Consider the following 24138-nt stretch of genomic DNA (forward strand, 5'->3'; position numbering starts at 1 on the left):
GTGCGCAGTGGGTATGAGAGCAGGGTCGCGATGGGCTGTCCGCATAGGGGCCGGGCTGCTTGTGCTGATCGGGCTGGCCGTCCTGCTGCTGGCTGCTTTCCCATGGAGCATGTTCAAGGGCCGGATCGAGGATCGCCTGTCCGACCGGATCGGCAAACCGGTGACGATCGGCGCGATGGTGCGCGAGGATGCCCTGTCCTTTCACCCCGTCGTGCGGCTGACCGACATGCGCGTGCCGCAGCCCGACTGGGCGCCGGGTAGCGCCGATCTGGCGCGGGTGGGCGAGGCGCGGGTGGGATTTTCCGCACTGGCGCTGCTGACCGGCGGACCGGTGCTGGAAACGCTGGAGTTGCGCCGCGCGCGCCTGTCCTTCTATCGCGCCGCCGATGGCCGCGAAAGCTGGAGCGGGGAACGCAGCCGCGCCGACGACAGCAAGGGCAAGCGCCCTGCCCTGCGCAGCCTGACCGTCAGCGACAGCCGCATCGCCTATCGCGACGACAAGCGTGGCCGGTCGGTCGACGCGGCGCTGATCGTGGATGGCAGGGGATTGCGCCTGTCCGGCTCCGGCGATGTGCGCGGCTATCCCGTGACGGTGACCGCCAGCGGCGCGCCGATCCTGGGGCATCAGGCGGGTGCGCGCTGGCCGTTCAAGGCAGAGATTGCGGGTGACGCGGTCGGCATGACGTTCGATGGTACGATGGACGGGCCGCTCGACATCGGCCATTTGCGGGGCAAGGTGACCGGCCACGCGATCGATCTGCGCGTTTTGGATGCGATCATCGAGGCGGGCCTGCCCGGCACGCAGCCCGTGCGCCTGACCGCGCAGGTGGTGCGCGACCGGCCCGACTGGACCGTCGAGCGCCTGAAAGGGATGATCGGGCGGTCCGATATTGCGGGCCACGCCACCATCCGCAAACGTGACGGCCGCACCCGCATCGACGGCGCGATTCATGCGGGCCGGTTCGATTTCGACGACCTGTCGTCCAATGAGGGCAAGCGCAAGGCGGCGGCCAAACGGGCGCAGTCGGGCGACCGGCTGGTCCCCGACACCGCCATCGACCTGTCGCGCATGGCGCGCACCGACGGGCGGCTGGCATTGCGGGCAGACAAGCTGCTGTGGCCCGGCTCCAGCCCGTTCCGGTCGCTGAGTGGCATATTGACGCTGGAGCGCAGCCGGCTGGTGGTCGAACCGCTGCGGATGGACCTGACCCGCGGCATATTGAGCGGGCGGCTGGCGGTCGATCAGCGGCAGGGCGGACCCCGGCTCGATCTGGCGCTCAACCTGCGATCCGCGCGCCTGCTCGATTTCTTTCCCGAAACGCGGATCGATGGCGGGCTGGTCGGGCGGATTGCATTGAGCGGGCCGGGGCGCACGATCCGGCAGGCGGTCGGGCGATCATCCGGCACGATCGCACTGGTGGCGCGCGACGGGGCGATCCCGGCACGCACGGCGGCGCTGATGGGGCAGGATATCGGCAAGGGGCTGACGGTGGACAAGGACAAGATGGCGGTGCTGCGCTGCGTGGTGGCGCGGTTCGACGTGGCCAGTGGCGTGGCGCGGGCCAATCCGGTGCTGATCGACACGTCCCGTGCCCAGACCCGCGTAACCGGCACGATCCGCCTGACGGACGAGGCGATGGCGCTGACGATGAGTGGAACGCCCAAACATGGCAGCCTGCTGCGCCTGAGCGGCACCGTGCCGATTGGCGGGACGATCAAGCAGCCGGACATTCGCGTGCCTGCCGAGGTGCGATCGACCAAGGGCATCCTCAGGATGATCGGCAAGGCGATTGCGGGCGACAAGGTGCCGCGCGCCAGCGACGCGGATTGTGAGGGGCTGACCAAAACGGCTATGCGTTAATCCCAATCCACCCGCGTCCAGCCGCGCGCCGCCGCCAGCTTGGCCAGCTTCTTGTGCGGGTTGGAGGCGAAGGGGATGTCGGCAAATTCCAGCATCGGCGCGTCCGACACATGGTCGGAATATGCGCGGATATGGGCCTGGCCACGGTCGATCGCCTCGGCCGCCATCCACGCCTTGATCATCCGCAGCTTGCCGGTGTCGTAGCAATTTTCGCCCGCAATCTTGGCGCGGACATAGCGCAGATCCTGGGACAGGTGATCGGTCGCAATTACGGCGTCGAAGCCCAGTCGCTGGGCGATCGGCTCGACATAGAGGCGGTAGGAGGCGGTGGCGAGGACGAGGCGATAGCCATCGGCCCGGTCCTGCGCGATCTGCGCCACCGCGCCCTGGCGCAAATTGGTCGCCACGACCTTGTCAGCATAGGTTTCGACATGGGGCATCAGCCGCGCGCGCTCGACATTGAAGCCGATCATCAGCGCCTGATTCAGCTCTTTCAGGCGCTGGCGGGTGATCAGTCTGGCCACATAGGCCAGCATCAGCAGCCCGACGCAAGGCAGCAACGCCAGCCGCCACGGGGCCATGGCGCGCGCCATGTGGATGAGAAAGCCGGTATAGGTGCCGCTGAACGTCACCGTCCGGTCCATGTCGTAAATTGCCAGCCGGTGCGTCATGCCGTGTCCGAAACTTTTGCCTCTATGCTTCGTTCTGGCTTGCAGTTGGGCCGTTTCGGCTTGCCGTGCAACCGATATTGGACCAGTAATCCCATCGCATGAACAAAGCCGCCGATCTTGCTGAAGAAATGCGTGACGACGGCACAGTGATCCGGCTTTCCGGGTCGCTGGCGGTCGCCTGTCTGCATGACCTGCCCGGTCGGCTGGATGCGGTGCAGGGACCGGTCAGCGCCATCGACCTTTCGGGCGTCGAGCATATCGACACGATCGGCGCATGGACCGTGCATCGCACCGCCAAGCGGCTGAACAGCCCGATCACGGGGGGGCGCGACGATACGATGCGTCTGATCGAAGCGGTCGGCGCACTGGACGAGCCAGTGGCGATCCGTCCCGATCATGTCCCTGCTGTCACCCGCGTCGTCAGCCAGATTGGCGAGGCGGTCAGCACCGCGGGATCGACAATGCTGGGGTTGCTGGGCTTTTTCGGCGGCACGCTGGTCGCCACCTGGAGCGTCATCCGCCACCCCAGCCGCTTCCGCGTCAATGCCGTGGTCCAGCGGTTCGAGGTGGTCGGCGTGTCCGCGCTGGGCATAATCGGCCTGATGAGTTTCCTGATCGGCATCGTCATTGCGCAGCAGGGATCGGTGCAGTTGCGCCAGTTCGGCATGGAGATGCTGACGATCAATCTGGTCGGTCGGCTGACCTTCCGCGAACTGGGTGTGCTGATGACCGCGATCATGGTCGCGGGACGATCCGGCTCCGCCTTTGCCGCGCAGCTTGGCACGATGAAGCTGACCGAGGAAGTGGATGCGATGCGCACGATCGGCGTGTCGCCGATGGAGGCGCTGGTGCTGCCGCGCACGCTGGCGGTCGTCATCATGATGCCGCTGCTGGGCTTTTACGCCTCGATCATGGCGGTGATTGGCGGTGGCTTTCTCTGCGCCATTGCGCTCGACATCCCGCCGATCACCTTCGTTCAGCGGCTGCGCGAAGTCGTGCCGATCACCGACCTGTGGGTGGGGCTGATCAAGGCACCGGTATTCGGCCTGATCATCGCCATTTCCGGCTGTTTCCAGGGGATGCAGGTCAAGGGCAATGCCGAGGAAGTCGGGCTGCGCACCACCGCTGCGGTCGTGCAGGCGATCTTCCTGGTCATCGTCCTGGATGCCATATTCGCCGTATTCTTCACCTGGCTGGGGTGGAACTGATGGCCGAGCAGGATGCCATGGCCGCCGAGGACGCCCGGATCGAACAGACGATGGCGCAAAGCGACATCGCGATTTCGGTGCGCGGCATCCGCAACAGTTTCGGCGATCAGATCGTGCATGACGGGCTGGACCTGGACGTGCGCAAGGGCGAGATTTTGGGCGTGGTCGGCGGGTCCGGCACCGGCAAGTCGGTGCTGATGCGCGCGATCATCGGCCTCCAGACCCCCGACGAGGGCGAAATCCACGTCTTTGGCGAATCGATGGTCGGGCGGCTGGACGATGAGGCGCTGGCGATACGCAAGCGCTGGGGCGTGCTGTTTCAGGGCGGCGCGCTGTTTTCGACGCTGACGGTCGCTGAAAATGTCGAAGTACCGATCCGCGAATATTATCCCAATATCGGTGCGGAGCTGCGCGACGAGATCGCCGCCTACAAGATCCGCATGACCGGGCTGCCGGCTGAAGCTGGTCCCAAATATCCGTCCGAACTGTCGGGCGGCATGAAAAAGCGCGCGGGTCTCGCCCGTGCGCTGGCGCTGGACCCGGACCTGCTGTTTCTGGACGAACCGACCGCCGGGCTGGACCCGATCGGCGCGGCGGCGTTTGACGAACAGACCCGCCAGTTGCAGCAGACGTTGGGGCTGACCGTGTTTCTGATCACCCATGATCTTGATACGCTCTATTCGATCTGCGACCGTGTCGCCGTGCTGGCCGACAAGAAGGTCATTGCGGTCGGCACGATCGACGAATTGCTGGCCACCGATCATCCGTGGATACAGGAATATTTCAACGGCCCGCGCGGCCGCGCCGCAACGGCGGCCGTGGCCCGTCATCACGACCGCGAACAGGATAGGGCGGCACAGACCCCGCCCGATGGAAGGCAATAGGATATGGAAACCCGATCCAACCATGTGCTGGTGGGCGCGGTCACGCTGATCTTGCTGGCGGCGATCATTGCGGCGGCCTTCTGGTTCTCGCGCATCTCCGATGGGCAGAACAAGGAATATGACATCTTCTTCAAACAGTCGGTCAACGGCCTCGCGAAGGGATCGAGCGTCAATTATTCCGGCGTCCCGTCTGGCCAAGTCGAGAAGATCGAGCTGTGGAAGCGCGATCCGGGCTTTGTGAAGGTGCGCATTTCGGTGAAGGACGGCACGCCCGTGCTGCAAGGCACCACCGCGACGATCGCGGGCGTGGGCTTTACCGGTGTCAGCGAAATCGTGCTGGACGGCGCGGTCAAGGGCGCGCCGCCGATCCTGTGCCCGACCAATAATCCGCTGTCGGTTTGTCCCGACGGCGTGCCGGTGATCCCGACCAAGCCGGGCGCGCTGGGCGAATTGCTCAACAATGCGCCGCAACTGCTGGAACGGCTGTCGACCCTGACCGAGCGTCTGACCGAATTGCTGAACGACAAGAATCAGCAGTCGATCGCTGGCATCCTAGCCAATGTCGAACGTATCTCCAGCTCGCTGGCCGATCGCAGCCCGGAAATTTCCGCCACGCTGGCCGAAGCGCGCATCGCGGTGCAGCGCACCGGGGTAGCGGCTGAACAGATTGGCAAGCTGGCTGCCACGACCGATGCGATGCTGACCGACGAGGGCAAGCCGCTGATGGCCGACCTGCGCAAGAGCGTGCAGTCGGCCACGCGCAGCATCGACACGCTCGACAAGACGATTGCCGAGGCCCAGCCGGGCGTGCGCGCGTTCAGCAACCAGACCATGCCGGAGGTCAACCAGCTGGTCCGCGACCTGCGCGAAATGTCGCGTGCCTTCCGGGGCGTTGCCGAGAAACTGGACCAGCAAGGGGCCGGTTCGCTGGTCGGATCGCCCAAATTGCCGGATTACAAGCCATGATGAGAGGGACAAGGCGCATGTTCAACCGCCACACGCGCAGCGCCACGGTTGCGCTCACCGCCGCCTTCCTGCTGGCAGGCTGCGTATCGTTCGGGGCCAAGCCGCCGGAACAGTTGCTGGCGCTGAGCGCCACGCAGACGGTCGCGCCGGGGCGCTTGCTGACCGGTGCGCAGGGGCCAAGCCTGACCGTGGCCGATCCCGATGCACCCAAGATGCTGGATACGGTGCGAGTGCCGGTGCAGCTGTCGCCCACATCGGTCGCCTATGTGACCAAGGTGCAATGGGCCGACACGCCGCGCCACCTGTTCCAGACGCTGCTGGCCGAAACGATTTCCGCGACCAGCAACCGTATCGTCCTGGCCCCAGGCCAATATGCTGGCGACAATGGCCAGCGGCTGATGGGCGAACTGGTTGCTTTTGGCATCGATGCGCCGGGCAATAGCGCGGTCGTCACCTATGACGCCATATTGACCAAGGGCAGCGGCACCGTGATCGCGCGGCAGCGCTTCACCGCCAGCGTGCCGGTGGGTGCGAAAATTGAGGCCGGGACGATCGGCGTGCCGCTCAACGCAGCGGCGAACAAGGTTGCGGCGGATGTCGCAGCCTGGCTGGCGAAGCAGCCGGGTTAGAGTTTGACGACTATAGGCTATATAATCTCCGTTCGTGCTGAGTAGGGACTGAGCGAAGTCGAAGGCCCGTATCGAAGCATGTGGCGCTTGTCCTTCGATACACCATTTGACCTACGGTCGTCTGCGAATCCGACTTTGCTCAATGGTTACTCAGGACGAACGGATCAGGTAAGATCGTCGCACCCTAAGCCCGCTCCAGCGCCTCATCCACCTCGCCGCCGGCCGCTTCGAGCAGGCGGCGTTCGAGCGTTTGCAGCCGCGCCTTGCTCTCTATCTTTCCGCCCAGCAGGTCAGTGACGTAGAACGTATCGACGGCTCGTTCGCCGTAGGTGGCGACATGGGCGCTGTGGACCGTGACCTTCGACTGGAACAGCGCATTGGCCAGGCTGAACAGCAGGGCCGGACGGTCGGCGGCGTTGATCTCCACCACGGTAAAGCGGTTCGATGCCTTATTGTCGATCAGCACATTGGGGACGATGCGGAAGGCTTCGGCGCGGGTCCGGGTGAGCGGGCGCGCCGACAATTTGGTGATCATGCGGTGGCGGTTGGACAGCGAATCCTCGATCGCGTTGCGGATTCGGGTCAGCTGATCGGGATCATGAAATGCACCGCCAAACGGATCCTGCACCAGGAAATTGTCGATCGCCACGCCATCGCGCGTCGTATGGATGCGCGCGTCGATGATGTTGCCGCCCGCCAGATGGATCGCGCCTGCAATGCGGTAGAACAGCCCCGGATGGTCGGTGGCATAGACCGTCACGAGCGTCGCGCCGCGTTGCGGATAATAATGGGCCGCGATCGACAAGGGCGCATCGGCAGAGGCCAATATATGGTGCGCGTTGTGGATCAATATATCCTCTGGCTCCGCGATCCAGTAGGATTCGGGCAGCCGCCTGCGCAGCCGCTCAAACTCTGCGTCCGGCAGCCCAAGCGCCAGCCGCGTCGCTTCCTGCTTGGCCGCGACCCGTTCGCTGCGGCCCTTCTGCTTGTGGCCCAGCCGCAGCAATTCTTCGGCTGAATCATAAAGATCGCCCAGCAACTGCCGCTTCCAGCTGTTCCACACACCCGGCCCGACCGCGCGAATGTCCACGACCGTCAGGCAGAGCAGCAGCCGCAGCCGTTCGGGGCTTTGCACGACATCGACGAAATCGAGGATCGTCTTGTAATCGGCCAGATCGCGCTTGAAGGCGGTGGCCGACATCAGCAGATGATAGCGCACCAGCCAGGCGACCGTTTCCGTCTCCGCCGGGGTGAGGCCCAGGCGCGGGCAGAGATGTTCGGCGACTTCCGCGCCCAATATGCTGTGATCGCCGCCCCGCCCCTTGGCAATGTCATGCAGCAGCACCGCGACATAGAGAACGCGGCGCGACAGCAGCTTGCCCATCAGTTCAGACGCCAGCGGATGATCTTCGGGCAGTTCGCCCTTTTCGATCCGGGCGAGCAGGCCGACGGCGCGGATGGTATGTTCGTCCACCGTATAGTGGTGATACATGTCGAACTGCATCTGCGCCACGACCCGGCGAAAATCGGGGACGAAACGGCCAAAAACGGTCGATTCGTTCATCCAGCGCAGCACGGTTTCCGGGTCACGCGGGCTGGTCAGCACATCCATGAAGGCGGCGTTGGCGCGCGGGTCCTTGCGCACCTTGGCCGTAATCAGCCCGGCGTCGCGGCTGGCGGCGCGAATCGCGCTGGGGTGGATGGCCAGGCCATGGCGGTCGGCCACGGCGAAAATCTCTATGAGCCGGACCGGATCGACCTGAAAGAAGTCGTCGCTGGGCAGCGAGAGCCGGCCACGTTCGAGGACGAAGCCGTCCAGCTTTTTGGGCCGACGGAACATGGCGGGAATATAGCGCCGCCCCTTGGCCGCCATCTGGTCGTCCAGATGGGCCAGGAACATGGCGGTCAGGTCACCGACGATTTTGGCGTTGAGGAAATAATAGCGCATGAAGCGCTCCACCCCCGACCGGCCATGCCGCCCGGTAAAGCGCATCCGCGTCGCGGTTTCCAGCTGGAGGTCGAAGGTCAGCCGATCCTCCGCCCGGCCGGTGATGGTGTGCAAGTGACAACGCACCGCCCACAGGAAATCTTCCGCCTTCTGGAACTGCCGCAATTCCAGCTGGGTCAGCAGGCCGACATCGACCAGTTCGGCGACAGACCGCACCCGGTTCACATATTTGCCGATCCAGAACAGGGTATGCAGATCGCGCAAGCCGCCCTTGCCCTCTTTCACATTGGGTTCGACGACATAGCGGCTGTCGCCCATCCTTTTGTGCCGTTCCTCGCGCTCGGCCAGCTTGTCGGTGACGAAGGCGCGGGCCGTACCCTGCATCACTTCGGCGTCGAAGCGTGTCGAGGTTTCCTCGTACAACGCCCGGTCGCCCCAGACATAGCGCGCCTCCAGCAGGGCAGTACGGACGGTCAGGTCCGCCTTGGCCATCCGCATCGTCTCGTCGATGGAGCGGCTGGAATGGCCGACTTTCAGGCCCAGATCCCAGAGGGAATAGAGCATGGATTCAATGACCTGCTCGGTCCAGCCGGTTGGTTTCCAGGGCGTAATGAAGCCGATATCGACGTCGCTATGCGGCGCCATTTCGCCCCGGCCATAGCCGCCGACCGCGATCAAGGCGATCCGCTCACCGGTGCTGCGGTTGCCCGACGGGTAGAGATGGTGCGTCGTCGCATCGTAAAGCAGGCGCAAAATCTGGTCGATCAGGAAGGCAAAAGCGGTCACCGCCTCCCGCCCGCGCGTAGGCTTCGCCTCCAGCCGCCGGGCGACCTCGGCCCGCCCCTCATCCAGCGCCGCCTTCAATTCCTTGACGATCAGGCCGCGCAGCAGCATCGGATCGTTACGGTGCAACTGCGCCTGAGCGGTGATGTTGTCGGAAATCGCGCGCCGATCAATGATCGCACGGCGCGATCCCAGCGCGGGAAATTGCATGACCATGGAGGCTATCTAGTCATGGTCGCTGGTCGCGGCCAGTTGTTTCAGCCGATATAGTTGATCGAGCGCCTCACGCGGCGACAGCGCGTCGGCGTCGATGCTGTCCAGCGCGGCGCGCAGCGGGTCGATCACGGGTTCGGACTGGACCGCGACGGCGGCGAACAGCGGCAGATCGTCCAGCCCCGCCGCAATGCCGCCGGTCTTGGCTTTGCCCGCCTCCAGCCGCGCCAGCACATCCTTGGCGCGCTTCAGGACAGCGGCAGGCAGGCCCGCCAGCCGCGCGACGGCCAGGCCATAGCTACGATCCGCCGGACCGTCGCTCAGTTCGTGCAGCAGCACCAGATCGCCCTTCCATTCGCGGGCGCGAACATGGTGGAGCGAGAGCGAGGAGAGGCTTTCCGCCAGCCGGGTGAGTTCATGATAATGGGTGGCGAACAGGCAGCGGCAGCGATTAACCTCATGCACCGCCTCCACCACCGCCCATGCCAGCGCCAGCCCATCATAAGTGGAGGTGCCGCGCCCAACTTCATCGAGGATGACGAAACTGTCGGCGGTCGCCTGCGCCAGGATGGCGGCGGTTTCGACCATCTCCACCATGAAGGTGGAGCGGCCCCGCGCCAGGTTGTCCGACGCGCCGACCCGGCTGAACAGCCGATCGACCAGGCTGAGCGTCGCCGCCTGCGCGGGGACATAGGCGCCCGCCTGCGCCAGGATGACGATCAGCGCATTTTGCCGCAGGAAGGTGGATTTGCCGCCCATGTTCGGGCCAGTGACCAGCCAGAGCCGATCATCCTGCACCAGACGGCAATCATTGGCGACGAAGGCCTGCCCTTCGCGCCGCAGCGCATCCTCCACCACCGGGTGCCGCCCGCCGGTGATGTCGAGGCACGGCCCCGCCCCGTCGGCGGCGACGAAATGCGGCCGCTGCCAGCCGCCCTCCGCCGCCCGTTCGGCCAGCGCGGCGGCAACGTCGAGCCGGGCCAATGCCTGCGCGGCGCGGGCGATGTCAGCCTTCCGGTCCAGCACGGCGGCGATCAGATCTTCCAGATGGGCCGCTTCGGCCACCAGCGCGTGACCACCCGCCTGCGCGACGCGCCCGGCTTCCTCATGCAGATCGACCGAATTGAAGCGCACAACGCCTGCCAGCGTCTGACGATGGGTGAAGCCGCTGTCGGGCTGCATCAGCGAGTCGGCGGCGCGGGCCGGGACTTCGACATGATAGCCCAGCACGCCATTATGGCGGATCTTGAGCGTCGAAATGCCGGTCTGCGCGCGATATTTCGCCTCCAGCGCGGCGATCGCGCGGCGGCCATCGCCCGCCATGCGGCGCAACTCGTCCAGCGCCGGATCATAGCCGTCGGCAATATAGCCGCCGCTCGCCGTTTCGGTTGGTGGAGCAGGCACCAGCGCCCGCGCGAGGCTATCGACCAGCGCACCATGGCCATCAAGCGCCGGCAGCAGGCGGGCGAGGAGCAGCGGCTGATCGGGCAAGCGCCCCAGCCGCTCGCGCAGCAGCCGGGCTTCGCCAAGGCCATCGCGCAACTGGCCAAGGTCACGCGGACTGCCCCGGCCCACCGCGACCCGGCCCAGCGCCCGGCCAATGTCGGGCAGGGCGCGCAACGCGCCACGCAACTGGTCGCGCAGCCCCGCATCGTCGTGGAACAGTTGCACCAGCCCCAGCCGCGCCTCGATCAGCGCCATATCCATCAGCGGCGCGGACAAATCCTGCGCCAGCAGCCGCGCCCCTGCCCCCGTCACGGTGCGATCGACCGCGCCGAGCAGGCTGCCCGCGCGCGCGCCGCTCATCGTCGCGACAATTTCCAGACTCTCGCGCGTTGCCGCGTCGATTGCGACATGACCGCCGCTGGTCTGGCGCAGGGGTGGCGCGAGGAAGGGCAAAGTCCCCTTCCCCGCATGGTCGAGATAGGCGATCAGCCCGCCCATCGCGGCCAGCTCGGCGCGCCCGAACTGGCCGAAGCCGTCGAGCGTCGCGACCCCGAACAGCCGTTTGAGCGCTGTTTCGGCGCGACTGCTGGAAAAAGCGGCGCGATCAAACATATGGGCGTCGGCGATGTCGAGCGTCGATCCTTCGGCCACCACCGTCTCGCTGGGGCGCAGGCGGGCGAGTTCGGCGGGCAGGTCGATGGCACGGCAGGTCATCGTCTCGAACCGCCCGGTGGAGATATCGGCGGCGGCGAGGCCGATCTCGCCCTCTCCGCCTACCTGCGCGAGAGCAACCAGCATATTGTCACGCCGGGAATCGAGCAACGTCTCCTCGGTCAGCGTGCCTGCCGTCACATAGCGCACGATATCACGCGCCACGAGCGTCTTGCCCCCGCGCGCCTTGGCCTGCGCGGGCGTTTCGGTCTGTTCGGCAATGGCGACGCGGTGGCCTGCCTTGATCAGGCGCGCGAGATAACCCTCCGCACTATGTACGGGCACGCCGCACATCGGGATCGGCGCGCCGCCATGTTCGCCCCGGCTGGTGAGCGCAATGTCGAGCGTCGCGGCCGCCGCCCTGGCATCGTCGAAGAACAGCTCGAAAAAATCGCCCATTCGGTAGAAAAGCAGGCAATCACTCGCCTGAGCCTTGAGCGCCAGATATTGCGCCATCATCGGCGTGGGGGCGGGCTGGGTCGCTATGTCGTGAGGGGCGATGGGCATGATGATGCGATAGCGGCAAGCTGACGCACAGGAAAGAGCGTGAAAAGCGGCCTTCTCGCACTTGCCCACAAGGCGCCGTTACCGCTAGGGCCAGCGCAACAGGCAACAAAGGCGGGTGAGAGATGACCGACAAGTCGAATGTGGAATTTTCCGAGCGCGAGGCGCTGTTTTTCCATTCGACCGGGCGCCCCGGCAAGATCGAGATCATCGCGTCCAAACCGATGGCGACCCAGCGCGACCTGAGCCTGGCCTATTCGCCGGGCGTCGCGGTGCCGGTGCTGGCGATCGCGGCCGATCCTGCCACAGCCTATGATTATACCGCCAAGGGCAATCTGGTCGCCGTCATCACCAACGGCACGGCGATCCTGGGCCTTGGCAATCTGGGTGCGCTGGCGTCCAAGCCGGTGATGGAGGGCAAGGCGGTGCTGTTCAAGCGCTTTGCCGACGTCGACAGCATCGACATCGAACTCAAGACCGAGGATGTCGATCGCTTCATCGATGCGGTGGAGCTGATGGAGCCGACCTTTGGCGGCATCAACCTTGAGGATATCAAGGCGCCGGAATGCTTCATCATCGAACAGACGCTGAAAGAGCGGATGAACATCCCGGTATTTCACGACGACCAGCATGGCACCGCGATCATCGCGGCGGCGGGCGTCATCAATGCCGCGATGCTGACCGGGCGCGAGCTGAAAGACCTGAAAGTTGTGGTCAATGGCGCAGGCGCAGCGTCGATCGCCTGCACCGAACTGATCAAGGCGCTGGGCGTGGCGGGTGACAATGTCATCATGTGCGACAGCAAGGGCGTGATCTATCAGGGCCGCACCGAGGGCATGAACCAGTGGAAGTCGGCCCATGCGGTCAGGACCGACGCCCGCACGCTGAAAGATGCTATGAAGGGCGCGGACGTGTTCTTGGGGCTTTCGGTCAAGGGCGCGGTGACGCCGGACATGGTCAAGGATATGGGCGAAAAGCCGATCATCTTTGCCATGGCCAATCCCGACCCGGAAATCACGCCCCCGGATGCCAAGGCCGTGCGCCCCGAAGCGATCGTGGCGACGGGCCGGTCGGACTATCCCAATCAGGTCAACAATGTCATCGGCTTCCCCTTCATCTTCCGCGGCGCGCTGGATGTGCGGGCGACGACGATCAACGAAGCGATGAAGGTCGCCGCCGCCCATGCCATCGCCGAACTGGCACGCGAACAGGTGCCGGAGGAAGTGGCCAAGGCCTATGGCCGGTCGCACAGCTTCGGCCCCGACTATATTATCCCCGCCCCGTTCGACCCGCGCCTGATGGAAGTGGTGCCGTCCGCCGTTGCGCAGGCGGCGATGGACAGCGGCGTCGCGCAAAAGCCGATCGCCGACATGGCCGCCTATCGCCAGTCCTTAAAGGCCCGGCTCAACCCGACCACATCGGTGCTGACGTCCGCCTATGAAATGGCCAAGGCCAATCCCAAGCGCGTCGTCTTTGCCGAAGCGGAAGAGGAAGTAGTGCTGCGCGCGGCCATCCAGTTCCGTGACCTGGGCTATGGCATTCCCGTGCTGGTCGGGCGGGGGGATGTGGTCGACAAGCTCAAGGCGCTGGGCGTGCGCGATCCCGAAAGTTTCGAACTGCACAACAGCGTCAATTCGCCGCTGGTCCCCGACATGGTCGACCTGCTTTACGCCCGGCTCCAGCGGCGCGGCTATCTGCGCCGCGATTGCGAACGGATGGTGAACCGCGATCGCAATATTTTCGGTACGCTGCTGGTCAAGATGGGCGTGGCCGACGCGATGATCACCGGCATGACCCGCCCCTATGCGCAGACATTGCGCGAAGTGAAGCGGGTGATGGACCCCGCAGTAGGGCGCACCCCCTTTGGCATCCATGTCATGGTGGCCAAGGACAAAACGGTGTTCCTGGCCGATACCACGGTCAATGAACGCCCGACTGCCAGCGAAATGGCTGACATAGCGCAAGGCACCGTCGCGGTTGCCCGGCGCATGGGCCATGACCCGCGCGTCGCCTTCCTGTCTTACTCCAATTTTGGCAACCCGCCGGGTGCTTTCCTGGAAAATGTGCGCGGCGCGGTGAAGCTGCTCGACGAACGCAATGTCGATTTCGAATATGAAGGCGAAATGACCGCAGACGTGGCGCTGAACCCGGCGGTCATGAAAAACTATCCCTTCAGCCGCCTGTCCGGTCCGGCCAATGTGCTGGTGATGCCGGGGCTGCAATCGGCCAATATCTCGGCCAAGCTGTTGCGCGAACTGGGCGGCACGTCGATGATCGGCCCGGTTCTGGTCGGCATGGAAAAATCGGTACAGATCGCCACGATGGCATCCAATGCGTCGGAACTGCTGACACTAGCGGTGCTGGCGGCGGGCGGGATTGCCCTTTGATGGTCGCAGCGCGGCCCATAAGTGCCGCGCATCGATCATATAGTGTTTTTCACTTGCCATGCCCTATGCCTGCGCGACAGGGACGAACTATCTTGTCCGCTGCCGTGGGTGGACAATATAGTGCGGGAGCATGGGTATGAGCGTGGCCACCAGTTTCGACAGCGCAACCTTCCGTCGCGTGCTGGGCCATTATCCCACCGGTGTGTGTGTCGTTACGGCCATTCAAGCAGATGGTGCGCCAGTCGGCATGGTGGTGGGGTCTTTCACCTCGGTCTCGCTCGATCCGCCGCTGGTTGCTTTCTTCCCCGCCAAGACGTCGAGCAGCTGGCCGCGCCTGGCGGCTGTTGGCAAATTCTGCGTCAATGTACTGGCCAGAGACCAGCAGGCGCTGTGCCGTCAGCTGTCCGGGCGTGGGGAGGATAAGTTTGCCGGAGTCTCGCATCGTGCATCAGCGAACGGATCGCCGATCCTGGACGATGTCGTCGCCTGGATCGACTGCACGCTGGACGCCGTGCATGAAGCAGGCGACCATTATATCGTATTGGGCAAGGTCGTGGCGCTGGAGGTCGACCGGCCGGAAAGTCCCTTATTGTTCTTCCAGGGCAATTATGGCGAATTTTCGCTGATCGCGTGACGGCGCAGGCGCTGTCGCAGCGTCGGACAGGGAAAGCGGCGGATTGACGGTGCTATGCCATCTTTCCAATATGTGACCCATGGGACATATGGGGGAAATATTACTCGTCCTTAACCCCTGACGCCTATTGCTGTCCAATTGCCTCCCCCCCCCCCGACCGGATCGCCCATGACTGCGCTGCTCATCACCGTCGATACGGAACTATCCGCCTCACTGCAGCAGCGCGGCGTTGACCTGGAGGAGAATATCCGTCGTTCGATCTGGGGGCAAGCGCAGGGGCAGGCGCATGGCATTGGCTGGCAGATGGACATGCTCGACCGTCATGGGCTAAAAGGCGTGTTCTTCCTCGATCCCCTGCCAGCGCTGGTCCATGGTGCTGATTTCCTGACGCCGATCGTCGCTGCCATTGTGGGGCGCGGCCATGAAGTGCAGATGCACATCCACACAGAATGGCTCGCCTGGGCGAAACAATCGCCGGTCGCGGGGCGACAGGGCCGCAATATCGGCGACTTCATACTGGCCGACCAGATTGTCTTGCTGGGCCTGGCCAAGGGGCTGCTGGAACAGGCCGGGGCGCCCGCCATCACCGCCTTTCGCGCCGGCAATTTCGGCGCCAATGATGATACGCTGCGCGCCCTTGCCGCGATCGGCGTGGCATGGGACAGCAGCGTCAACCCCGCCTATCTGGGCCGCGACTGCCATATCGATGCCGATCCGGGTGAGATAGGCGCGACCCGCCTGCAGGGCATCACAGAATTACCGGTATCGGGCATAACCGACCGGCCCGGCAGCTTTCGTCCGGCGCAGATTTGCGCCATGTCGGCGACCGAGATGCGCGCCGGGCTACGCCATGCCGCGCGTGAGGGCCATGATGCCTTCGTCGTCGTCACCCATAGTTTCGAAATGCTGTCCCGCGACCGCCAGCGGGCCAATGGCACGGTCAAGGCCCGGTTCGTCGCGCTGTGCCGGGAGGCCCCCCGCCTGCCGCAGGTCCGCGGCGCAGGCTTCCACGACCTGCCCACCAGTCTGGCCGACCGCCCCGACCGCAGCCTGACCCGCGTTTCGCCCAGCCGGGTGCGCACCGGGCTGCGGGTCGCGCAGCAGGCCTGGGCAACATGGCGCTACGAACATCGGCTGGTGCCTGCGTGACATCCTTCCCCGGTGCCATTGTCCTGGGTCTGGAGAACGCCATCGGCCTGACGGTCGTGCGTGAACTGGGCGAGCATGGCGTGGCGGTCCATGGCGTGGCCCGCGAAGCGCACAGTGTTGGCGCCGCCTCGCGCCATTGCACCCAGTCGCTGTTGCGCCCGCCCGGCCCTGCGACCCTCTGGCTGCCGGAGATGATCGCCCGAACCGGCGCGGGCGCGGTGCTGGCAGTGTCCGAATCGGACCTGCTGGAACTGGCTGACCTGCCCCCGACAATCGGTGACTGCCACATATTGGTCCCCCGACCAGACCGGCTGGCCAAAGTCATCGACAAATTCTGTACGCTCGACATTGCCGAAAAGGCGGGCCTGCGCGTGCCGCAGACCTGGCAACCGCAGTCGGGCGAGGATTTTGCCGCCCGCGTCGCGGCGATGCGCTATCCGCTGGTCGCCAAATGGGCCAATCCACCGGCGGTATTACCGATATTGGAACAGGCCGGGCTGGAATGGCTCAAGACCGATTATATCCGCACCCCGCAGGAGTTGACCGCGCTGCTGGACCGCTATGCGCCGATCGGGCGCTGGCCGTTGATTCAGCAATATTGCGGGGGCGTCGGGCTGGGGCAGATGCTCTATATGGACGAGGGGCGCGCCACGCTGCGCTTCCAGCATCGCCGCCTGCACGAATGGCCGCCTGAAGGGGGCGTGTCCACGCTGTGCCGGGCCGAACCGGCGGAACGGCATCGCGAACAGATGGCGCTGTCGGAACAATTGTTGCGCGCGCTCGACTGGGACGGGCAGGCGATGGTCGAATATCGCTATGAGCCGGATAGCGGACGCTATTGGCTGATGGAGGTCAATGGCCGCTTCTGGGGCAGCCTTCCACTTGCCCGCCATTGCGGCGCGCATTTCGCCTGGGAAGCCTATCGCCGCGCCGTGCTGGGCCAGCGTGATTTGGCCCCGCCGCCGCGCGACGATCTGCGCGCGCGCTATATGGTGCCGGAAACCAAGCGCCTTGTGCGCCTATTGATAGCGCCTGGACGAATCGGCGATCCCTTCTTCAAGCGGCGGCCGATCAGGGATCTGATCGGCTATGTGCTGGGCTTTTTCGACCCCGCCACCCGCTATTATGTGCTGACCCTGTCCGATCCACGCCCCTGGGTGCGGGATATGACGCAAATGCTCAGGAAAGCCGTGCGCCGGGAAAAGCGCTGACCAGCCGCGCCACTGCCTGTTCGATCCGGGCCAGACACATCGCCATATAGCGGTCGTCCAGCCCATAGGGATCGTGCAGATGCGGCAGCATTGGCCGGGTCCAGCGCCCCAGCAACAGCCGCGGCACATGGCTCAGGCGCGGATCGGCGGCCAGCCGGTGCAATTGCCGCACCTCCATTGCCAGCAGCAGGTCGCCCTCCTGCGGCACATAGTCGGCCATGTCGATCGCCCGGTGCTGCGACAGGTCATGCCCCAACTCGTAGGCGGCGGCGATGGCGGGATCATGCGCGGCGCGGCCAGTGGTGGTCGACAGGCCAAAGGAGGCGGTGCGGACTCCCGCCCGGCGCGCCACGACATCGGCAAAGGCGCTGCGGCAGATATTGCCCTGACACACAAACACCAGCCGCCGCACCTGCGCGGGACCAACAGCGCGGCTGGCAGACAGGCCCAGCGCGAGTTGCGGATAGGACAGGATCAGGCGGACCAACCCGCGCAAAGTGCCGAAACGGGCGCGGATCATCGGCTTGGTCCGGAAAAGGGTGGCGGAGACGGAGGGGTCATAAAGTCTATTCTAAGAATTTGATGAAAAAGGTTAAATGCGCCCTATGCGGCACCGCCCCCTTTTCTGCGCGGCAAGCAGGTGTGGCTGTGATGGAATGCGACGCGAATGTCATGAATATTTGTCAAAAAATGGATGCAGGCCACCCGAGCAGGTCTAAAAAATTGCTCGAAGTGGCTCGAAGAAAGGCTGGCACATTGTGGGCGGCGGGTAATCTCTGCATAGCATTGGAGGTCGCCATGAAATGGCGTCGCGGGAAATTTGGATGGATCATATAGCACAGCTGAACCCTGATTCCGACATTCGCATCACACCCGTCATTTTGGCGGGTGGGTCAGGCACACGGCAATGGTCACTGTCCTGCAAATCCTACCCTAAACAGCTCTTGCGGCTGGTAGGGGACACCACCCTATTTCCGGCTGTAACCCCTTGCCTGTCGGGTGCAACGGAACATTATGCACCATGCCGGTCGACCGGGCGGACATGATCGTGACCATTGCATCGACGGACACACCATGACCGATCCGATCAAAGAACCGCTTTTGCCGCATGATTTCATCGCCAGCGGCGCGAGCGCCGAACTGTTCGATCTTGGGGGTGGGCAGGTTATCAAGCTGTTCCACGAAAGCGTGTCGGAAGAGATGATCGCGCGCGAGGCAAAGGCCTCAGCCCATGCGGCGGCAAGCGGCGTGCGGACGGCGGCGGCGATTGGGCGGCGAACTTGGGATGGGCGACGCGGCATTGTCTATCCCCGGCTCGAAGGCGGGACGCTGATGGACTGGATCCGTCGAAACCCCATGCGCGCGGGATGGGCGCTTGGCCAAATGGGCGCTATCCATGGTGCCATGCATCGGGGGGGTGGCGGGAGTTTACGGTCATTGAAGCAGGTGCTGACGACCGACATCGCCTATGGTCCGGCACCGATCATGGTGCAACGAGCGGTCATCGCCTATCTTGACACGCTACCGGAGGGGGACATGTTGACCCATGGCGATTTTCATCTGGGTAATGTCATGATGACACCGCAGGGGATGATGGTGATCGATTGGTCAAAGGCGGCGGCAGGTCACCCCGCGGCCGATGCGGTGCGATCAGAAATGCTGATGCGTTTCGGCATCGGTCCCACCGATTGGGTGACGAACCTGTGGCGGGACTGGGCGGCGGGACGGTTGCGCAAGAGCTACATGGCATCGTCCGCAGTGACGGAGCGCGACTTGGATCAATGGCGTCCCGTCGTGGCGCTGGCCTGGCTGCGGGCACGGGACGCAGGTCGGACGCCTGCGTTTATGCACTATCTGGACCGGGCGTTGCAGCTAGTAGGGCTGCCGACGTTGCGGTGACGTGAATCATTCGGGCTTTTCCAGCACCGCCAGACTCTGCCAGAAAGCGGATGGTCCGTACCGTCCTTCCCGTTGGTAAAGTGCAGTTCGGCGAAACCGACGTTGCGAGCGAAGGCGCGGATCCAGTCACGATGCAGGAAGGCGTCCCACACCCGATCATGCTCCGCCTCCTCCAGTTCAAGGAAGGAGAAGATCATCTTGTCGCCGGGCTTGAGTATGCGGAAAGCGTCAGCCGCTTAGGGACAGGATTCACCGGGATAAATATGAGTGAAACCGAGCATTGAAGGATCATATCGAGAGAAGCATCGGGCGCGCCAGTCGCCAGTGCTGGATCGTCGGGCAGCGATTTCAGTTTGGCACGGACGAGCGCTCGATAATCGCGGACGGAATGGCTTTCGCGAACCATTACGGACGAACGCTTCCTGCTAAGAAAGCGAGGAAGCCTGATCATAAAAGGCTTCACGCGATATTGGGCCGGAATTTCATATTGATGGGCGGAAACTTCGGCAACAGCACAGATCGTTGTCAATCCGATCCGAACAGGTCTCGTGTGAAAATTCTGTCCGCGACATCCTCGATATCCGAGGTCATGCGATTAGCGATGATGACGTCGCATTCCTGTTTGAAAGCAGCGAGATCGCGCACCACCCGCGATCCGAAAAATGCTTCTTCCTGCATGGCGGGTTCGTAGATCACCACCTCAATGCCCTTGGCCTTGATCCGCTTCATGATGCCCTGGATCGAAGATTGCCGGAAATTGTCGGACCCGGCCTTCATCACCAGGCGGAATACCCCGACCTTCTTCGGCCGCTTCGCGATGATCTGATCGGCCAGGAAATCCTTGCGGGTATGATTAGCATCCACGATCGCGCGGATCAGGTTCTGCGGCACTTCGGAATAATTGGCCAGAAGTTGCTTGGTATCCTTGGGCAGGCAATAGCCACCATAGCCGAAGCTGGGGTTGTTATAATGCGAGCCGATGCGCGGATCGAGGCCGACACCCGTGATTATCTGGCGCGAATCCATGTCATGCGCGATGGCATAACTGTCCAGTTCGTTGAAGAATGCGACCCGCATGGCGAGATAGGTGTTGGCGAACAGCTTGATCGCCTCCGCCTCGCTGGGATCGGTGAAGAGGATCTCCACATCCTTCTTGACCGCGCCCTGCAACAGCAGGTCGGCAAAAATACGCGCGCGGTCCGAACGTTCGCCCACGATGATGCGGGAAGGGTGGAGATTATCCTGCAGCGCCTTGCCTTCGCGCAAAAATTCCGGGCTGAAAATGACCTGATCGGTCGCCAGGCGCAGGCGGACATCCTCTACGAAACCCACAGGGATGGTGGATTTGATGACGATCGTTGCGGCGGGGTTGATCTGCTTGGCGATCTGGATGACCGCCTCTACCGATGAGGTATCGAACTTGTTGTTGCCGACATCATAATTGGTCGGCGTGGCGACGATCACATAGTCGGCACCAGTCAGCGCCTGTTGCGGATCGAGCGTGGCGACCAGGTTGAGTGGCCGGGTCGCGAGAAACTCTTCAAGCTCGGTATCGACGATCGGCGATTGGCGCGCGTTGAGCATCTCGACGCGTTCCGGCGTGATATCGACAGCAACGACTTCATTATGCTGTGCGAGCAGGACAGCGTTAGACAGCCCGACATAGCCGAGTCCGAAAACTGCGATCTTCATTCTTCGTTCTTCCCCCGCATCACGCGAAAGTGGTAGCGAAATCTTCGCCATTGGGGTGCGAACCCCGTTTCCACACAAACTTGAACATCCGTCATTCGAGTGCGCGCGCCCCTGCAACCGATGCGATCAACTTACAGCCTTTCGCCGCGCGAAGCACAAGAGCAATTTCTCCTTCCTTTCTGTTAATATGTGATAAAGGACATTATCACATATTTCCTGCCTTTCGGTCCGATCTTCATGCTTCCGTCGATCAGCCTGCCTTCGATCACCTTGCCGCCGATCATCGCGCAGGCAGAGCCGCGCGTGCATATGCGGTTTCTCGAATTTTTCGCGGCCAATATCCGCAATGCCCACACGCGGCGCGCCCATGCGGGGGCCACATCGCTTGTGTAATCCACAGCGGCGCGAGTGGAGCGGAAAATCCTCTTTGCAACCCACGCGGTCTACCTGTCTGAAACGATCAATTTGACCAATCGCTGGGGTTCGATAACGAACTGCCGTGCAGTGATTGTGGTGCCAAAGCGCATTTTTTGGACTTGGCAAGTTTACACTTTACGCCCATGAAACCCGCATCGTTCGTGGGATAATGCCACATAACGGCGGAATATCATTACTTATTTCAGGCGAGACATGGCCAGCAACCTCATGAATATCGTTCCTGTCATCCTGTCTGGAGGATCGGGTACGCGGCTTTGGCCCGTTTCCAAGCCTGAACATCCCAAACAGTTGCTGCCGTTGACCGCCGACGAAACCATGCTTCAACTGACTGCTGTGCGCATACAAGGCTTTGATGCGGCATCAATAGGCCGTCCCATCGTTGTGGCGAACACCGCTCATGCCGATATTATCGACGAACAATTGCAACAGAGCGGGATCGACGAATATCAGGTCATCCTGGAGCCGGTCGGCCGCAATACCGCGCCTGCCATCGCGCTTGCCGCGCTGGAAGCGCAGGCGGACGACGCACTGCTGGTGATGCCGAGCGATCATGTCATCGCTGATCTGCCCGCGTTCCACGCAGCCATCGCCCACGCCTTGCCGCTTGTAGAAAAAGGATGGCTGGTAACCTTTGGTATCACGCCCGACGGCCCGGAAACCGGTTATGGCTATATCCAGATGGGGCAGTCCTGCGGCGGCGCGGTGCATGAGGTCGTGCGTTTCGTCGAAAAGCCCGATGTCGCCCATGCGCAAAAGATGCTGGCAGAAGGGCATCATGTCTGGAACGCAGGCATCTTCCTGTTTCGCGCGGACGCCTACCTTGCCGCCGTGGAACGGCATCAACCGGATATGCTGGCGGTCGTTCGGACATCGATAACGCAGGCCAAGCGCGATGGCACGCATGTTTTTCCCGACGCCATGGCCTTTCATGCCTGTCCTTCGGACTCGATCGACTATGCGATCATGGAACGCGAAGCGCATGTCGCCTGCGTCCCGGTCGCCATGGGTTGGTCGGATGTGGGGAGTTGGGATTCCCTGCACGCCATCAGCGCCAGAGATGCCGATGAAAATGCGGTTCGTGGCGACGCGCTGCTGCTGGGCGCCCGCAATTGCCTGGTTCATAGTGACGGCCCGCGCGTCACGCTGGTCGATGTCGACGACCTGATCGTCGTCGTGTCACAGGGCGAGGTCATGATCCTCAAGCGCGGTGAATCCCAGAAGGTGCGCAAGGTGACCGAAGCGCTCAAGGCTCTGGCCGCCGCGACATCCTCACACTGATTTTCCATCGCATGGCCGCCCTGACATGTGCGGCATGGAGAGATTCATGACGCAATCCGTTTCCATCGCTGATCTGATGGCGCAGTCGGGCGTCGCGTTCGGCACCAGTGGCGCGCGCGGTCTGGTCAGCGCCATGACCGACCGGGTCTGCTTCGCCTATACCGCCGCCTTCCTCCAGCATCTGAGCGCCATCGGGCAGTTTGCGCCGGGCGTCCATGTGGCGATCGCGGGTGATCTGCGCCCGTCCAGCCCGCGCATCATGGCGGCCTGCGCAGCGGCGGTGCGCCATATGGGCGGAGAGGTCGATCTGTGCGGTTTCGTGCCGTCGCCTGCCGTGGCGGCCTACGGATTCGCGCGGGGCATCCCGTCGCTGATGGTGACGGGTAGTCATATTCCCGACGACCGCAACGGCATCAAGTTCAACCGGACCGATGGCGAGGTGCTGAAGCCCGATGAGCTGGCCATCCGCGCCCAGAGCGTGACATTGCCCGACCTGTTCGATGGGGACGGGATGCTGAAGGATGCGCAGCCCGCAGCGCGACAAGTGGATGTCGCGACGGCCTATATTGCGCGCTATGTCGATTTCTTCGGTGGGCAGGCTCTGACCGGACTGAAACTGGGCATATATGAACATTCCGCCGTCGGTCGCGACATATTGGTCGCGCTGGTCAAGGCGCTGGGCGGGGAGGGGGTGTCGCTGGGGCGGTCCGACCGCTTCATTCCCGTCGATACCGAGGCGGTTCGCCCCCAGGACCAGGCGCTGGCGCGGGAATGGTCGGCGGCGCTCAAGCTGGACGCGATCCTGTCCACCGACGGGGATTCCGATCGGCCCTTGCTGGCCGATGAGCATGGCCTGTGGATGCGTGGCGATGTGTTGGGCATGTTGAGTGCGCGGGCGCTGGGGATTGGTGCCATTGCAACGCCGGTCAGTTGCAACAGTGCGGTTGAATTGTCGGGCCTGTTTGCGACCGTGCGACGGACTCGGATCGGATCGCCCTTCGTGATCGAGGCGATGAACAGGTTGGTTGCAGAAGGACAGGAAAGCGTTTGCGGCTATGAGGCCAATGGCGGTTTCCTGATCGCCACACCGGTCGAAACGGAAGGGCGCGTTCTGCCTGCGCTACCGACGCGCGACGCGCTATTGCCGATCCTGTCGGTGCTGGTGGATGCGCGCCGCCGCAGCGTGACGCTGTCCGCGCTTCAGGCGCAATTGCCTGCGCGCTATACGTTCAGCGAGCGGCTGGAGAATTACCCGACGGCGCAAAGCCAGGCGCTGATCGCGCATCTGGAACAAGGGACCGAGGCCGCCATATTGGCGCGGCTGACTGCCATGTTCGGGGCGCTGGCTGGCGAAGCGGACGGGATCGACCGGACCGACGGGTTGCGCATCCATTTTACCGGCGGCGACATCATCCATCTGCGGCCGAGCGGCAATGCGCCGGAACTGCGCTGCTACACCGAAAGCGACAATGCGCTGCGGGCAGCGACCCTTAACGAGCAGGCTTTGAAACTGGTCCGCGATTACACTATCGCGGCCTGACGCGCTATCGGCTGAAAAGCCGACAGTAAGCTGGACAATGACTCGCTGTTTGCGCAACATCAAATCATTGTGAATCAACGATTTTC

20 protein-coding genes are annotated in these 24138 nt (G+C 63.5%); 15 read left to right on the forward strand and 5 right to left on the reverse strand.

The features are described 5' to 3' along the window. Nucleotides 1-13: 13 nt before the first annotated feature. On the forward strand, nt 14-1861 hold the full coding sequence (locus ACODR8_RS14015) for an AsmA family protein (RefSeq protein WP_489007850.1): 1848 nt from the start codon (nt 14-16) through the stop codon (nt 1859-1861). Here ACODR8_RS14015 and ACODR8_RS14020 read toward each other — a convergent pair. After that, on the reverse strand, nt 1858-2532 hold the full coding sequence (locus ACODR8_RS14020; RefSeq protein ID WP_489007812.1) for an HAD family hydrolase: 675 nt from the start codon (nt 2530-2532) through the stop codon (nt 1858-1860). The genes ACODR8_RS14015 and ACODR8_RS14020 overlap by 4 nt on opposite strands. A 98-nt stretch (nt 2533-2630) precedes the next feature. On the opposite strand from ACODR8_RS14020, the gene ACODR8_RS14025 reads away from it, so the two are divergent. From ACODR8_RS14025 to ACODR8_RS14040, 4 genes are read left to right on the forward strand one after another with little or no spacing between them, the layout of a single operon-like run. Continuing rightward, on the forward strand, nt 2631-3740 hold the full coding sequence (locus ACODR8_RS14025) for an MlaE family ABC transporter permease (protein ID WP_119743544.1): 1110 nt from the start codon (nt 2631-2633) through the stop codon (nt 3738-3740). Continuing rightward, nucleotides 3740-4624 carry an ABC transporter ATP-binding protein gene (locus tag ACODR8_RS14030; RefSeq protein ID WP_217674031.1) on the forward strand — a complete coding sequence of 295 codons (885 nt, stop codon included), beginning with the start codon at nt 3740-3742 and terminating at the stop codon, nt 4622-4624. The genes ACODR8_RS14025 and ACODR8_RS14030 overlap by 1 nt, the downstream gene beginning before the upstream one ends. A gap of 3 nt (nt 4625-4627) precedes the next feature. After that, nucleotides 4628-5590, forward strand: a complete 963-nt coding sequence (locus ACODR8_RS14035) for an MlaD family protein (protein ID WP_489007813.1) — start codon at nt 4628-4630, stop codon at nt 5588-5590. A 17-nt stretch (nt 5591-5607) separates the two neighbouring features. Next, entirely contained in the window at nt 5608-6219 is a 612-nt protein-coding gene (locus tag ACODR8_RS14040) for an ABC-type transport auxiliary lipoprotein family protein (protein WP_489007814.1), read from the forward strand. A gap of 184 nt (nt 6220-6403) precedes the next feature. Here ACODR8_RS14040 and ACODR8_RS14045 read toward each other — a convergent pair whose 3' ends face one another. Together ACODR8_RS14045 and mutS are read right to left on the reverse strand one after the other, a co-directional pair. After that, on the reverse strand, nt 6404-9166 hold the full coding sequence (locus ACODR8_RS14045; protein ID WP_489007815.1) for a [protein-PII] uridylyltransferase: 2763 nt from the start codon (nt 9164-9166) through the stop codon (nt 6404-6406). Nucleotides 9167-9175: 9 nt separating this feature from the next. Then, nucleotides 9176-11827, reverse strand: coding sequence for a DNA mismatch repair protein MutS (gene mutS / locus ACODR8_RS14050; protein WP_489007816.1), 2652 nt, complete (start codon nt 11825-11827; stop codon nt 9176-9178). A gap of 122 nt (nt 11828-11949) precedes the next feature. On the opposite strand from mutS, the gene ACODR8_RS14055 reads away from it, so the two are divergent. From ACODR8_RS14055 to ACODR8_RS14070, 4 genes are all read left to right on the forward strand, one after another. Continuing rightward, complete coding sequence (locus ACODR8_RS14055) at nt 11950-14211, forward strand: NADP-dependent malic enzyme (RefSeq protein WP_489007817.1); 2262 nt, start codon at nt 11950-11952, stop codon at nt 14209-14211. A 136-nt stretch (nt 14212-14347) separates the two neighbouring features. After that, a complete protein-coding gene (locus tag ACODR8_RS14060; RefSeq protein WP_489007818.1) occupies nt 14348-14845 on the forward strand; it encodes a flavin reductase family protein in 498 nt (165 codons plus the stop codon). A gap of 168 nt (nt 14846-15013) precedes the next feature. Then, entirely contained in the window at nt 15014-15994 is a 981-nt protein-coding gene (locus ACODR8_RS14065; protein ID WP_489007819.1) for a polysaccharide deacetylase family protein, read from the forward strand. After that, nucleotides 15961-17205 carry a carboxylate--amine ligase gene (locus ACODR8_RS14070; protein ID WP_489007820.1) on the forward strand — a complete coding sequence of 415 codons (1245 nt, stop codon included), beginning with the start codon at nt 15961-15963 and terminating at the stop codon, nt 17203-17205. Before ACODR8_RS14065 ends, ACODR8_RS14070 begins: the two co-directional genes overlap by 34 nt. On the opposite strand, the gene ACODR8_RS14075 is transcribed toward ACODR8_RS14070, so the two are convergent. After that, a complete protein-coding gene (locus ACODR8_RS14075; protein WP_489007821.1) occupies nt 17174-17725 on the reverse strand; it encodes an arsenate reductase/protein-tyrosine-phosphatase family protein in 552 nt (183 codons plus the stop codon). The two genes, ACODR8_RS14070 and ACODR8_RS14075, sit on opposite strands and share 32 nt — an antisense overlap. Nucleotides 17726-18029: 304 nt before the next feature. On the opposite strand from ACODR8_RS14075, the gene ACODR8_RS14080 reads away from it, so the two are divergent. From ACODR8_RS14080 to ACODR8_RS14090, 3 genes are read left to right on the forward strand one after another with little or no spacing between them, the layout of a single operon-like run. Then, nucleotides 18030-18251, forward strand: a complete 222-nt coding sequence (locus tag ACODR8_RS14080) for a sugar phosphate nucleotidyltransferase (RefSeq protein ID WP_489007822.1) — start codon at nt 18030-18032, stop codon at nt 18249-18251. A gap of 28 nt (nt 18252-18279) precedes the next feature. Further along, nucleotides 18280-19104 (forward strand): phosphotransferase, encoded by an 825-nt coding sequence (locus ACODR8_RS14085; protein ID WP_489007823.1) that lies wholly within the window; start codon nt 18280-18282, stop codon nt 19102-19104. Between the two features lie 50 nt (nt 19105-19154). After that, nucleotides 19155-19388: a hypothetical protein gene (locus ACODR8_RS14090; protein WP_489007824.1), complete on the forward strand. Its 234-nt coding sequence runs from the start codon at nt 19155-19157 to the stop codon at nt 19386-19388. Between the two features lie 241 nt (nt 19389-19629). Here the strand turns inward: ACODR8_RS14090 and ACODR8_RS14095 are convergent, their stop codons facing one another. Continuing rightward, nucleotides 19630-20796: a nucleotide sugar dehydrogenase gene (locus tag ACODR8_RS14095; RefSeq protein WP_489007825.1), complete on the reverse strand. Its 1167-nt coding sequence runs from the start codon at nt 20794-20796 to the stop codon at nt 19630-19632. Between the two features lie 237 nt (nt 20797-21033). Between ACODR8_RS14095 and ACODR8_RS14100 the strand changes: the two genes are divergently transcribed. From ACODR8_RS14100 to ACODR8_RS14110, 3 genes are all read left to right on the forward strand, one after another. Next, the gene (locus ACODR8_RS14100; protein ID WP_489007826.1) at nt 21034-21189 is read left to right on the forward strand and encodes a hypothetical protein; all 156 of its coding nucleotides are present in this window, start codon (nt 21034-21036) and stop codon (nt 21187-21189) included. Nucleotides 21190-21426: 237 nt separating this feature from the next. Next, nucleotides 21427-22512, forward strand: coding sequence for a mannose-1-phosphate guanylyltransferase/mannose-6-phosphate isomerase (locus ACODR8_RS14105; RefSeq protein ID WP_489007827.1), 1086 nt, complete (start codon nt 21427-21429; stop codon nt 22510-22512). 46 nt (nt 22513-22558) lie between these two features. After that, nucleotides 22559-24052 (forward strand): phosphomannomutase, encoded by a 1494-nt coding sequence (locus tag ACODR8_RS14110; RefSeq protein ID WP_489007828.1) that lies wholly within the window; start codon nt 22559-22561, stop codon nt 24050-24052. The last annotated feature ends 86 nt before the right edge of the window (nt 24053-24138 follow it).

The sequence above is a fragment of the Sphingobium sp. FG58 genome (assembly GCF_057809055.1).